At 45.9% G+C, this 12,163-nt stretch carries 14 protein-coding genes, 4 pseudogenes and 1 riboswitch; of the genes and pseudogenes, 9 read left to right on the plus strand and 9 right to left on the minus strand.

Going from position 1 to position 12,163, the window contains the following annotated elements:
• Nucleotides 1–64 precede the first annotated feature (64 nt).
• Nucleotides 65–244, minus strand: coding sequence for a hypothetical protein (locus ACQGXV_RS01955; RefSeq protein ID WP_440864740.1), 180 nt, complete (start codon nt 242–244; stop codon nt 65–67).
• A 36-nt stretch (nt 245–280) separates the two neighbouring features.
• On the opposite strand from ACQGXV_RS01955, the gene ACQGXV_RS01960 reads away from it, so the two are divergent.
• Both ACQGXV_RS01960 and ACQGXV_RS01965 read left to right on the plus strand, forming a co-directional pair.
• Nucleotides 281–646 carry an IS630 transposase-related protein gene (locus ACQGXV_RS01960; protein ID WP_440862584.1) on the plus strand — a complete coding sequence of 122 codons (366 nt, stop codon included), beginning with the start codon at nt 281–283 and terminating at the stop codon, nt 644–646.
• Nucleotides 570–1,187 carry an IS630 family transposase gene (locus ACQGXV_RS01965; protein WP_440867827.1) on the plus strand — a complete coding sequence of 206 codons (618 nt, stop codon included), beginning with the start codon at nt 570–572 and terminating at the stop codon, nt 1,185–1,187. Before ACQGXV_RS01960 ends, ACQGXV_RS01965 begins: the two co-directional genes overlap by 77 nt.
• On the opposite strand, the pseudogene ACQGXV_RS01970 reads toward ACQGXV_RS01965, so the two are convergent.
• Nucleotides 1,127–1,378 (minus strand): annotated as a pseudogene (locus ACQGXV_RS01970) (IS5 family transposase); the annotation flags it as partial. The gene ACQGXV_RS01965 and the pseudogene ACQGXV_RS01970 overlap by 61 nt on opposite strands.
• A gap of 629 nt (nt 1,379–2,007) precedes the next feature.
• Between ACQGXV_RS01970 and ACQGXV_RS01975 the strand changes: the two are divergent.
• Entirely contained in the window at nt 2,008–2,505 is a 498-nt protein-coding gene (locus ACQGXV_RS01975) for a hypothetical protein (protein WP_440864741.1), read from the plus strand.
• 92 nt (nt 2,506–2,597) lie between these two features.
• Nucleotides 2,598–3,497: a transposase family protein gene (locus ACQGXV_RS01980; protein ID WP_440863484.1), complete on the plus strand. Its 900-nt coding sequence runs from the start codon at nt 2,598–2,600 to the stop codon at nt 3,495–3,497.
• Between the two features lie 112 nt (nt 3,498–3,609).
• Here ACQGXV_RS01980 and thiD read toward each other — a convergent pair whose 3' ends face one another.
• Together thiD and thiM are read right to left on the minus strand one after the other, a co-directional pair.
• Entirely contained in the window at nt 3,610–4,434 is an 825-nt protein-coding gene (thiD, locus tag ACQGXV_RS01985; protein WP_440864742.1) for a bifunctional hydroxymethylpyrimidine kinase/phosphomethylpyrimidine kinase, read from the minus strand.
• Nucleotides 4,422–5,225: a hydroxyethylthiazole kinase gene (gene thiM / locus ACQGXV_RS01990; protein WP_440864743.1), complete on the minus strand. Its 804-nt coding sequence runs from the start codon at nt 5,223–5,225 to the stop codon at nt 4,422–4,424. Before thiM ends, thiD begins: the two co-directional genes overlap by 13 nt.
• A gap of 37 nt (nt 5,226–5,262) precedes the next feature.
• Nucleotides 5,263–5,359: riboswitch (TPP riboswitch) on the minus strand.
• Nucleotides 5,360–5,932: 573 nt separating this feature from the next.
• Here thiM and ACQGXV_RS01995 point away from each other — a divergent pair.
• Entirely contained in the window at nt 5,933–6,331 is a 399-nt protein-coding gene (locus ACQGXV_RS01995; RefSeq protein WP_440864744.1) for an H-NS family histone-like protein, read from the plus strand.
• Between the two features lie 257 nt (nt 6,332–6,588).
• Here ACQGXV_RS01995 and ACQGXV_RS02000 read toward each other — a convergent pair.
• The 3 genes and pseudogenes from ACQGXV_RS02000 to ACQGXV_RS02010 all read right to left on the minus strand — a co-directional run bounded on the left by ACQGXV_RS02000 (nt 6,589) and on the right by ACQGXV_RS02010 (nt 8,257).
• Nucleotides 6,589–6,987, minus strand: a pseudogene (locus ACQGXV_RS02000) (VOC family protein).
• A 447-nt stretch (nt 6,988–7,434) separates the two neighbouring features.
• The gene (locus ACQGXV_RS02005; protein WP_440862665.1) at nt 7,435–7,968 is read right to left on the minus strand and encodes an IS630 family transposase; all 534 of its coding nucleotides are present in this window, start codon (nt 7,966–7,968) and stop codon (nt 7,435–7,437) included.
• Nucleotides 7,892–8,257 carry an IS630 transposase-related protein gene (locus tag ACQGXV_RS02010; protein ID WP_440862584.1) on the minus strand — a complete coding sequence of 122 codons (366 nt, stop codon included), beginning with the start codon at nt 8,255–8,257 and terminating at the stop codon, nt 7,892–7,894. Before ACQGXV_RS02010 ends, ACQGXV_RS02005 begins: the two co-directional genes overlap by 77 nt.
• A 44-nt stretch (nt 8,258–8,301) precedes the next feature.
• On the opposite strand from ACQGXV_RS02010, the gene ACQGXV_RS02015 reads away from it, so the two are divergent.
• The gene (locus ACQGXV_RS02015; RefSeq protein WP_440867848.1) at nt 8,302–8,424 is read left to right on the plus strand and encodes a hypothetical protein; all 123 of its coding nucleotides are present in this window, start codon (nt 8,302–8,304) and stop codon (nt 8,422–8,424) included.
• Here ACQGXV_RS02015 and ACQGXV_RS02020 read toward each other — a convergent pair.
• Nucleotides 8,420–8,548 (minus strand): annotated as a pseudogene (locus ACQGXV_RS02020) (EamA/RhaT family transporter); the annotation flags it as partial. The gene ACQGXV_RS02015 and the pseudogene ACQGXV_RS02020 overlap by 5 nt on opposite strands.
• Here ACQGXV_RS02020 and ACQGXV_RS02025 point away from each other — a divergent pair.
• Entirely contained in the window at nt 8,516–8,698 is a 183-nt protein-coding gene (locus tag ACQGXV_RS02025) for a hypothetical protein (protein WP_440867849.1), read from the plus strand. The pseudogene ACQGXV_RS02020 and the gene ACQGXV_RS02025 overlap by 33 nt on opposite strands.
• A gap of 4 nt (nt 8,699–8,702) precedes the next feature.
• On the opposite strand, the gene ACQGXV_RS02030 is transcribed toward ACQGXV_RS02025, so the two are convergent.
• Nucleotides 8,703–9,677 carry an IS30 family transposase gene (locus ACQGXV_RS02030; RefSeq protein ID WP_440864745.1) on the minus strand — a complete coding sequence of 325 codons (975 nt, stop codon included), beginning with the start codon at nt 9,675–9,677 and terminating at the stop codon, nt 8,703–8,705.
• A gap of 62 nt (nt 9,678–9,739) precedes the next feature.
• Between ACQGXV_RS02030 and ACQGXV_RS02035 the strand changes: the two genes are divergently transcribed.
• Nucleotides 9,740–10,516, plus strand: coding sequence for an IS30 family transposase (locus ACQGXV_RS02035; RefSeq protein ID WP_440864746.1), 777 nt, complete (start codon nt 9,740–9,742; stop codon nt 10,514–10,516).
• A gap of 787 nt (nt 10,517–11,303) precedes the next feature.
• Nucleotides 11,304–12,159: pseudogene (locus tag ACQGXV_RS02040) on the plus strand (IS3 family transposase); the annotation flags it as partial.
• Nucleotides 12,160–12,163: the final 4 nt, after the last annotated feature.

The raw sequence follows: 12,163 nt of genomic DNA on the forward strand, positions 1-12,163 counted from the left end.
TCTAACAAAATACATTCTCTGTAAATGCATTCTAACTAAAGAAGATGTAAATCAAACGGTTAAATTATTCAACAAAGCCATTAGGATGCTGTTTATCTATACCTTGAAAACCGGTATCTGCCCAGATGGTTACCTCAGGAGGAATATGGCGAATTATATCGACTTTATCGAGTAAGCGTTTATCGTGACGGCGCCCATTTTTGCTCATGGGGATAAATCCAATTTGCCTTGTTTCGTCAGTCATATAGCTAAACGACTTAATTTTGATTACATTATTTAAATGAGCTATTCAATTGATTTTAGACGTAAAGTGATATCTACACGGAAAAACGAAGGGTTGAGTATCCGAGAAACAGCGAAGCAATTTCGGATTGGCCCTGCCTCTGTATCGCGTTGGATTAATCAAATAGAGTCAAAAGCATCGACCACGCGTCAGCGAAAGATCGATAAATCCGAGTTGATAAAAGATGTTGAACAATATCCAGATGCTTACCAAAAAGAACGTGCAGAGCGTTTTGGCGTTTGTCAGAAGGCCATTTGGCAAGCGCTTAAAAAGCTGGGATTGACCTATAAAAAAAACTCTACGTCATCCGAAAGCCGACGAAAACGCCCGGCAGGGATTTCAACAAAAAAAACAACAGTATGAAAAAGAAGGTAAACCTATTGTTTTTATTGATGAAAGTGGTTTTTCACACGATGCCCCACGGACTCACGGCTATTCCCCAAAAGGTCAACGGTGTTTTGGCCTGAAGAACTGGGGAGCTAGGGGAAGAACAAATGTTATCGGCGCTTTATTAGGCACAACGCTGTTTGCTATCGGATTATTTGATATCAATATTAACAGCGATGTTTTCTATGCCTGGGTCACACAAGTCCTTATCCCAGTACTCCCTAAAAACAGTGTAATCATGATGGACAATGCCACTTTTCACAAAAAACATAATATTCAACAAGTCATCATCGATGCAGGGTATATGGTGGAGTATTTGCCTACATATTCGCCAGATCTTAACCCAATTGAGCATAAATGGGCACAAGCAAAAAGCAAAAAAAAGAGAGATGGGTTGCGATACAGAGAGTTTGTTCTCAGTCCATATGGTGTAATCAAAATTAAGTCGCTTGGCTATAACCTATTAAAAATAATGTTAATAACTCCAGACTTTGACCATCTATTGAAACGGTTATAAACGGTTTTCCATGGGCCGTAACGTTCAGGTAAATCACGCCATGGGGCACCTGAACACAGTATCCAGAACATGCCGTTGACGATTTTGCGATGTTCTGCCCATGGCCGGCCTGCCTGCGGAGATGTCAAAACGGTTGGTAACAAGGGCTCAATGATTGCCCATGCTTCATCAGAAAGATCGTAGCGAGCCATAATCCAAAGTGTCTTAGAAACAGATGGATACTATAGCTCAAGCAATTAAGGGACACAGCCTAATGCTAACGCCATGAGTGTTCTTTACTTTCTCTCAACAATTTCTAAGCCATTGTTTTTTTCATCCTTATTGGTTATTTTGACAATATCGACAACCTGACCAAAAAAGAGGTCAGGATAAAAATCAAAAACGTGGTATTCATCATCGTCTTTTGGAATATTATCCTGTCACTGATTACATTCTAATATATTCAGCAGGGATACATACTGCAAAATGGAATAATGTTAACCATTGGCATAATTTACATCATCTACCCCCTTATCATTAAGGCAATACATAATGTAAAAATGACATTGGCATTTTTTCGATCTTACTCGCCATTATTCTTTTATTCGATATATTCAGCCCATTAGATATGCGCGATGACCCACTCTTTATACACAGCTATTCATTTATCTGGGTATGGGGAGGGTACTATATTGTGGGAAGAATGGGCTTTGTTGAATAATTTAACCGTTTGATTTACATCTTCTTTAGTTAGAATGCATTTACAGAGAATGTATTTTGTTAGAACGACAAATCAAATAGTTAGCACAATAAAAAGCATTCCGAGAGGAAAAATTAGTCGTTGAAATTTTATAATGCTTATATAAATCAGTATCTTAAATTATTCAACAAAGCCGGAAGAATGTTGGGACCCGCCGCAGGCAGGCGGTTTACCCACCAAACCGGTATCATCTGGCTGGCTCGCATGATGGTGATACCCGTAGGCATCTCGATGTTCTTTTACGAACGCTTTCTATCCACCCACACGCAGAATATTGTCACCCCCTGGCTGCTGCTTGAACATCTGCATCTGCTGACCATGTGTTTGGCATTATTCATTGTGCTTGAAAATATCACCATAAAAAACAAAATTATAACTTACGTCGTCGAGTTTATTGGCCCGGCAATGATCGGCGTTTATATTGTGCATTACAGCGTGTTTTATTTCATTAGCACGCTATATGACTTTAACTACGTCAACCTGAAATTTGTTCTGCTGGTATCGGTGTTTATTGCATCAGTGCTGTTGTGCCGTTTGCTATTGCTAAACAGGTTTACCGCCAGGATCATCACCTTCTGAAATCACTAAACTAGTTGCTGAATAGAGACTTGCATTTTTTGTCAGGCTATTGAGAATAAAAAGAGGTTTAACTTAGAGAATAAAGGTTTGAAATGATCAACAAAGAGCGGTTGTTACGAGATAATCGTTTATGTAAAGCAATCATTGGATTATCAGTCGAAGAATTGAAAAATTTAGCCGCTGAATTTTCAGCTTGTTATTTGATTTATCGGAAAAAGAATCGAAAAGATCACGAGCGGCAGATGGGTGCAGGGCAGAAAGGATTTATCCCAACCCCATTAGATAAACTGCTTTTTATTTTATTGTATTTAAAATGTTATCCGACCTATGATTTGCAAGGACTTCTTTTTGGTTTAGATAGAACACGGGTATGTCGCTGGGTAAAAATATTATTGCCGGTTTTAGAGATGACCTTGGGGCGAGAATGTGTTTTGCCCGCTCGTCAAATTCGCTCTGCTGAGGAATTTTTTCGCGCCTTTCCTGGAGTTAAAGACGTCTTTATTGATGGGACAGAGCGACCTGTCCAAAAGCCTAAGAATCTGCGTCGGCGAAAAAAAATGTATTCGGGAAAGAAAAGACAGACCACTCGAAAAGCGCTTATTATGACTGACGAAACAAGGCAAATTGGATTTATCCCCATGAGCAAAAATGGGCGCCGTCACGATAAACGCTTACTCGATAAAGTCGATATAATTCGCCATATTCCTCCTGAGGTAACCATCTGGGCAGATACCGGTTTTCAAGGTATAGATAAACAGCATCCTAATACACAAATCCCAAAAAAAGGAACTCGAAAAAGACCTTTATCGCCTGAACAAAAACAAGAAAATAAAATAATCTCGGGCATCCGTATTACAGTTGAACACGCCATCGCGGGTATCAAGCGCCTCGGTTGCATGACCCAAATTTTACGGAATCGTAGACCCTTTATTGATGATACCTTCTTACTCCTTAGCGCCGGTCTTTGGAATTTCCATCTCAGAACAGCGTAAAATTTACTTCAATCACCGAAACACCCTTATTTCACTATTAAGCAACACGCTTACTGACATCAAACCACAATGTCGGCGGCTTATCGCCGCCGACCGTTTCACACATAGTGGACTACCACCATTGATGAAAATGATGCACGGGCCCAATACCCTGCCCCACCGCCAATGAATCTGCCGCCAGTAATGCATGCTGGAGATAATGTTTCGCCGCTTGCACCGTATTTTCCCAATCGTTGTGGCGGCGACGCAACGCCGCCAGCGCCGCAGACAAGGTGCATCCTGTGCCATGCGTGTGCCGTGTGTTTACCCGTGGTGCGCAGAAACGTTGCGGTGCGTGCCCACGCTGAAACAGCCAGTCCGGGCTCTCCGTGTCACTCAAATGGCCCCCCTTGATCAACACGGCCTGACACCCCATTTCCAGCAGCCCTTGCCCTTGTGCTTTCATCTCACTTTCTGTCGTCGCCGCATTGCACGCCAACAGCGCCGCCGCCTCAGGCAGATTGGGGGTTATCAGTGACACACGCGGCAGCAGCGTCTCACGAATCGCGGCGACCGCTTCAGGTGCCAGTAGAGGATCGCCACTTTTCGCCAGCATCACCGTATCCAGCACAATATAAGGGACAGCATAGCGTTGCAGGCGCTCAGCAACGGCTTCTACAATATCACTTTGCGCCAGCATGCCGATCTTCGCGCTGTCGATACGCACATCGCTCAACACTGAATCCAGTTGAGCCGCCACAAAATCAGGTTCAATACGATAAACCGACTGCACTCCCTGCGTATTTTGCGCCACCAGCGAGGTGATCACACTGGTGCCGTAGGCGCGTAGGGCAGAAAACGTTTTAAGATCGGCCTGGATCCCTGCGCCACCGCTAGGATCAGTGCCTGCTATCGTTAATGCATTTATTCGGGGAGCGTTCTCTTTTATAAGGCACATGTCTGTGCCTCCTGGCGCAATCGAGCAAGCGCATCCAAAAATGCAGGTGTAAAACTGCCCGGCCCACTAGCCTGTGCGGCGGCTTGCTCCCCGGCTCGCGCCATTACGGCACACTCGGTCGCAACCTGAGATAATCTGTCCACGCCGCGTGCACAAAATGCCGCAACGACAGCGGAGAGTGCGCACCCCGTGCCCACTACACGCGTCATCACCGAATGGCCGCCGTTCACTGCCCAGAGGCGCACACCGTCCGTTACGTAGTCCACCTCTCCCGTCACCGCTACCACGGTTGACCAGCGCGCCGCCAGTTCGCGCGCGGCCGGAATGGCAGTAATGGAGGCATCCAGGCTGTCAACACCTCGCCCCTGAGAAGCAAGGCCTGTCAGCGCGATAATTTCCGAGGCATTGCCACGAATCGCTGCCGGTTTGCAAGGCAGCAATTCACGCACAAAGTCAGTGCGAAAGCGCAACCCACCGACGGCGACAGGGTCCAGAACCCAAGGTTTCCCCGCTTGATTCGCGCTATGCACAGCGGCCAACATCACATCAGCGCGCGTTGATTCTAAGGTCCCTACGTTGATCAGTAGTGCATCGGCCAACGCAGCAAAATGTGCAGCCTCGCCCGGATCCACGACCATCGCGGGAGAGGCACCGAGCGCCAGCAAAACATTGGCGGTAAAAGACTGGACCACATCGTTGGTCAGGCAATGGACTAACGGTGAAGCCGTTGAGAAATCGTGAAAAACTGCCGCCGCATGGGCAGCAGAAAAATCGGTGGGCAGGTCGTTCATTATCACTCCCAACCGGCGTGCAAGAAGACGGTAGCCGATCGGAATACCGAGACTTCCCTACGCTGGCATTATCCAGATCAGGTGGTACGGGTATTTCTCAGCCTTCACAAAGAAGGGCACCCCGAGTCATCGCAACATCAATTTACTGTGGGACTGCCACAGCAAAGCATATTCAGGATAATCATCAAACCAGAGTGTGTAAATTGATTTGTATTTGCCTACCGTCAAAGGGCGACGGCATGGCATGGCAAGGCATTCATTCCCCACTGAGTAAAAGGAAAGCAACCTGTTACGGTTTTTCACACTTAACCACCCAGTTTTCCTTCCGCTCTGCGTATGCCACGCTGGCATTATATTCTTCCCGTCGCGCTTATACCCTTAAATAATTAGTGTTACGCACCAGGGAAAATGAGATCGCCCCGATAAGTTGACACCGGCAAGGGATTAGGGATGCCAATGCCGTGAACAGACAACCCAGCTTAAGTAGGTATGGTTGAGTGATGAATTAATAAAGAGAGGCAACCGCAAGGCGTTGTGTTATTAACCAGCTAACGATTAACGCTCGTGCTTTACCTGCGTCTCGTGTTACGCATTTTTTTACATAAGGCGCTATAAAAAAATATTTCATGTCAGCGTATCTGGTGTATATTGGAAAATCAAAAAATATCTTGTAAGCTAATAATGTCTCTTCTTTTTAAAGGAACACCATGATGAGTTTTGACGTGCTAAGTAATATTCGTTCTCTTCGCACTCAGGCCCGAGATACCGATCTTGAAACCCTGGAAGAGCTGTTAAGCAAATTCACTGCAATTGTGGAAGAGCGCCGCGAAGAAGACAGCAAAATTCAGAAAGAGCAGGCAGAACGTTTGGCAAAACTGGATGCCATTCGTGCTCAGCTTCTTGAAGACGGTATTGATCCGTCTGAACTGCTGGAGAGCGTGAAATCCAAACCGGCTAAGGCCAAACGCGATCCTCGTCCGGCGAAATATAAATATATTGATGAGAATGGCACCGAGCAAACCTGGACCGGCCAAGGCCGCACGCCTAAAGCGATCCGTGAAGCCATTGATGGCGGAAGCAAAACGCTGGAAGATTTCGAGATTTAATTTGTTCTCTTCATTGCCGTATTAGCGCGCATCACTTGTCTTGTTATGCATGGAGCAACGTTGTACTCCATGCATATCTTTTCTAATCTGCAATCGTTATCACCCTCGGCGTTTCACCTTCCTTGACGAAAAGTTTTTATCCGCCAAAGACTCGATTAAAATGGCGGAAAAATTAATACCGCTGGTGTATTAGCATGCGTATCAATCAGTATCCGACTTTCTTTGATCGTTTGCAGCCAACAAAAGAAGTGATATCCCTAAGACGCAATAGCACGATGAAAGACGGCTTCGATGTTATATCCATCAGGATAGCGGACGAATGCCGCATAATAATGGGCATGATACAGCGCTCGAATTCCCGGCTTGCCATTATCCTGTGCGCCAGCCTCGATTGCCGCATGATAAAATGCATCAACCACATCGCGCGTCTCAGCACTAAATGCAAAATGCGTCGCCGGACAAGGTAATGCTTTTCCCTGATAGATCCAAAATTCACCGCCAGGATCGCTGGACTTTCCATATCCTTCCAACACGCCAAAACTTATCGCATGATCAAAATTTTTAATCAGACGATAACCTAACGGTGCCAGCGCGCTTTAATAAAACTGCCGACTGCGATCAATATCTGTCACCGGAACACTTAAATGATCTAGCATTGAACGTCCCCCCTGTTATAAACACGAAACCGCCTACGTATTGTTGCACCCTGTTTTCATCCTGAAAACCGATCCTTTATACCCTAGATAATTCGCGTTGCAGGACAACGCGTTTACGTTTTGAACAGCGCTTGCGGCAGCCTCGTTCGCGGTGAGGTCCAGGGATGGACCAAATAACGAGTGCAGCCAACACACCTGCAACTTGAAGTATGACGGGCATAGCGAAAAAATATCGGAACGGAACCGCATCGTAGCCTGAACCCGCCCTAATGAATGCTGACCCTGGTCAACATTCATGCAGGCCAGCATAACGCGTTAATGAGGGGGATTAGCGCGGTTGCTTTTGGGGGAAAAACGCCACCGGAGATTAATGCCAGCAACCGCTGCCAGAACGATCAGCGCTCCTGTCAACTGCTCCCCATTTATAGCCAAGCGACTTAATTTTGATTACACCATATGGACTGAGAACAAACTCTCTGTATCGCAACCCATCTCTCTTTTTTTGCTTTTTGCTTGTGCCCATTTATGCTCAATTGGGTTAAGATCTGGCGAATATGTAGGCAAATACTCCACCATATACCCTGCATCGATGATGACTTGTTGAATATTATGTTTTTTGTGAAAAGTGGCATTGTCCATCATGATTACACTGTTTTTAGGGAGTACTGGGATAAGGACTTGTGTGACCCAGGCATAGAAAACATCGCTGTTAATATTGATATCAAATAATCCGATAGCAAACAGCGTTGTGCCTAATAAAGCGCCGATAACATTTGTTCTTCCCCTAGCTCCCCAGTTCTTCAGGCCAAAACACCGTTGACCTTTTGGGGAATAGCCGTGAGTCCGTGGGGCATCGTGTGAAAAACCACTTTCATCAATAAAAACAATAGGTTTACCTTCTTTTTCATACTGTTGTTTTTTTTGTTGAAATCCCTGCCGGGCGTTTTCGTCGGCTTTCGGATGACGTAGAGTTTTTTTTATAGGTCAATCCCAGCTTTTTAAGCGCTTGCCAAATGGCCTTCTGACAAACGCCAAAACGCTCTGCACGTTCTTTTTGGTAAGCATCTGGATATTGTTCAACATCTTTTATCAACTCGGATTTATCGATCTTTCGCTGACGCGTGGTCGATGCTTTTGACTCTATTTGATTAATCCAACGCGATACAGAGGCAGGGCCAATCCGAAATTGCTTCGCTGTTTCTCGGATACTCAACCCTTCGTTTTTCCGTGTAGATATCACTTTACGTCTAAAATCAATTGAATAGCTCATTTAAATAATGTAATCAAAATTAAGTCGTTTAGCTATAATGGCCGATGCAACACCCAGGCATCGACCAAAATATAGCCAACCGACTTAAAAATGATTACATCCTATGCCCTGATATGCGGCAAAGAAGCATAGCTGGCTGTTATCAAAATAATGTCGCTTGGCTATAGCTACGACGGGGTAGATAAAAGCCAGCCCAGCGACCAATATTGTCGGAATTTTTTGTACCGCGCTGTAAAGCAGCGCAGACATCAGGCCAGTATGAACAAAGCCAATCACTATCAGCAGTTCCCAAACGTAGCTGACAGGCCCCATTCCCACTCGAAACGCAACAAAGTGACCCACTTGCCAGAGTCGGATAAAATCACCGTTCTGGCCATACTGGAGAGCCTGTTGCATGCAGGGAAAAGCCCCATTCCCAGTCGAAACGCAACAAAACGGTAGTGCATTATGCCGCCTGTAAGTGCGTTAAAAATACCTCATTTGGAGAACGATAACCCAGCGATTTTCGGCCTCGCGTATTGAGCAGGTGTTCGAGTGCTGCAACCTTGCGATGGGTGACATAATTGAAGTCCGTTCCCTTCGGGTAAAAACGCCGTATCAGCCCGTTGGTATGCTCATTCAACCCGCGTTCCCAGGAATGATATGGCCGGGCAAAGTAGACCGGTGCCCCCGTGACTTTTGTAATTTCCCCGTGCTGGGAAAATTCAGAACCGTTGTCAGCAGTCAGGGTTTTAAACTCGCAGAAGGTATTGGCAACGATGTCCCTGAAGGCCGCTACCACTGTCTCTGCTCGCTTGTTGGGCAGTTTGCGAATGATGACCAGCTTGACGGCTTTATCGACCACCGTCAGCAGGAATGATTTCTGATCTTTGCCAAAGATGGTGTCAATCTCGAAATGCCCGGGTTCCTGCTTGAGGTCAGCAACGGCCGGCCGCTGCTCAATGCCAACACGGTTGGGAATAGGACCGCGTTTGTTCTCATCGGTCTGATAGTTATACCGTTTACCCCGATGAGGGAGCTGCTGATACAGCTCACCGCCGGCCCGGCGCTCCTGCTGGATATAGCGATAGAGCGAGTTCTTGCTGACGGACAGGCCAAATTCCAGGACCAGGCGCCCACTGATGACCTCAGGTGAGGTGTGGGTAGACAGCGCCGTTCTGATAAAGTCCTGAATGTGCGGTTCAAGCTGGTTAATCACGCTGTCCGGCCCTGTTTTCTGCCGCCGCCCTCTGGCCAACGTTTCGGCCCTTCTGCAGGAATAGACCCCGTTGAAAGCGGCGTCGGTATTGCGTCTGAGCTCCCTGCTGATGGTAGAACGAGGAAGCTCCAGTTCCCGGGCGATGGTGGCCTGGTTAACCCCATCACCACGCCGTTTTTCGATGTAGAACCGCTCTTTGTGAGTCAGATGTTTTCCCTGCATGCAACGGGATCTCCAGTAGGGCCAGAACGGTGATTTTATCCGGGTCTGGCCAGTGGGTCACTTTGTTGCATTTCGACTGGGAATGGGGCAAACATCTGACTCAGAAAGAACGGTTCTACATCGAAAAACGGCGTGGTGAAGGTGTCAACCAAGCTACCATCGCCAGAGAGCTTGCTCTGCCTCGCTCGACCATCAGCAGGGAACTCAGACGCAATACCGACCCTACTTTCAATGGTGTCTACTGCTGTAGAAGGGCGGACACTCTGGCCCGGGAACGCCGTCATAAGCCTCTGCCAAACAATGCTTTTTACCCGTTGGAGCCACACATTCAGAACTTCATCAGGCAGGCGCTTTCCACTCACTCTTTACCTGAAATCATCAGTGGCCGTTTGCACCTGGAATTCGGTATATCTGTCAGCAAGAATACGCTATATCGCTATATCCGGCAGGAGAGACAGGCTGGCGGGGAGCTATATCAGCAACTTCCTCATCGGGGAAAACGTTACAGGTACAATGCCGAAAACCTCAAATCAGGCCCTATTCCCAACCGTGTTGGTATTGAGTATCGCCCAGCTCAAGCCGAGCTTAAACAGGAGCCTGGCCACTTCGAAATTGACACTATTTTTGGCAAAGACCAGAAGTCATTCTTGTTAACCATCGTAGATAAAGCATTGAAAACCGTCATCATTCGCAAACTGCCTAATAAGCGTGCGGAGACTGTGGTTGCTGCTTTCAGGGACATTGAAGCTAATACCTTTTGCAAGTTTAAGACCCTAACAGCTGATAACGGCCCTGAATTCGCTCTGCACGAGGCTTTGTTGAATAATTTAAGATACTGATTTATATAAGCATTATAAAATTTCAACGACTAATTTTTCCTCTCGGAATGCTTTTTATTGTGCTAACTATTTGATTTGTCGTTCTAACAAAATACATTCTCTGTAAATGCATTCTAACTAAAGAAGATGTAAATCAAACGGTTAAATTATTCAACAAAGCCCGTTTTTACCCAAAGGGAACAGACTTCAGTCAGGTCAGTCATCGTAAGATTGCCGAACTCGAACACATACTCAATACAAGGGGCAGAAAATCGCTGGTCTATCGTTCCCCCAATGAGGTATTTTTAACGCACTTACTGGTGGCATAAGCCTCTACCGTTTTGTTGCGTTTCGAGTGGGAATGGGGCCCTGGTCTGCCATTAACACCTGAACAAATTGAGTTCAGAGAAATGAAGAAAAAAATCCACCGACTGGAAATGGAAAATGCCATCTTAAAAAAGGCTACTGCGCTCTTAATGTCCGACTCACTGAAAAATTCTCGGTAGTTGAAAAGCTAAGAGCGCTTTATCCAGTGAAAGCGTTGTGTCGTATTTTTAATGCTCACCGAAGCAGTTATCGCTATTGGTGTCGACCTAAGGAGCCAGATATTGAGCGGACGAGGCTTTGTTGAATAATTTAACGTTTTGATTTACAACTTCTTTAGGTGGGATGCATGTACAGAAAATGTATTTTGTTAGAGCGATAAATCAAATAGTTAGCACAATAAAAAGCATTACGGTAGTAAAATTTAGTCGTTAAAATTTTATAATACCCATTTAAATCAGTATTTTAAATTATTCAACAAAGCCAGCGGACGATAAAACGTAGCCTGGTCAGCGAAGCGTGGAACGTTAGTGGCGGGTCTGCGGGCGCAAGGACTATCGCCACGATGGTTACCAATACACACGACGTGAAACTTGGGCGGTGGTTAGCGGGTAAGTTGATGAAAGAATTAACCCTCGTTAGTTGCCAAACAAGAAAACATCAATATAGCCAACCGACTTAAAAATGATTACATCCTATGCCCTGATATGCGGCAAAGAAGCATAGCTGGCTGTTATCAAAATAATGTCGCTTGGCTATACAACCGCGGTGGAAATGAACGTATTGATATTCCAAATCTGCTCAATAGGCAGTTCGCTGTTACCAAGCCTGACCAGGTTTGGTGCGGCGATGTAACCTATATTTGGACAGGCGACCGATGGGCGTATCTGGCGGTGGTATTAGATTTATTTGCCCGAAAACCCGTGGGTTGGGCAATGTCGTTTTCGCCAGATTCAGAATTAACAGCCAAAGCACTACAAATGGCTTGGGAACTGCGTGGGCATCCCAAACAATTCATGTTTCATAGTGACCAAGGAAGCCATTACACCAGTCGTCAGTATAGGCAGGCATTGTGGCGTTATCAGATGACCCAAAGTATGAGTCGCAGAGGAAATTGTTGGGATAATAGTCCGATGGAGCGATTCTTCCGTAGTCTGAATACTGAATGGGTGCCAACGACTGGCTACCAAAGCTTTAGTACTGCTCAATCATCCATTATTCGCTACATAACCCATTATTATAGCGATGTCAGACCTCACTGGTATAACGGTGGGTTAACACCAAATGAATCAGAACGGCTGTTCCATCAACAGTCAGGTAGGGTGGCCAAATTTAGTTGACCAC

It is taken from the genome of Symbiopectobacterium purcellii (assembly GCF_052050035.1).
Taxonomy (GTDB): domain Bacteria; phylum Pseudomonadota; class Gammaproteobacteria; order Enterobacterales; family Enterobacteriaceae; genus Symbiopectobacterium; species Symbiopectobacterium purcellii_A.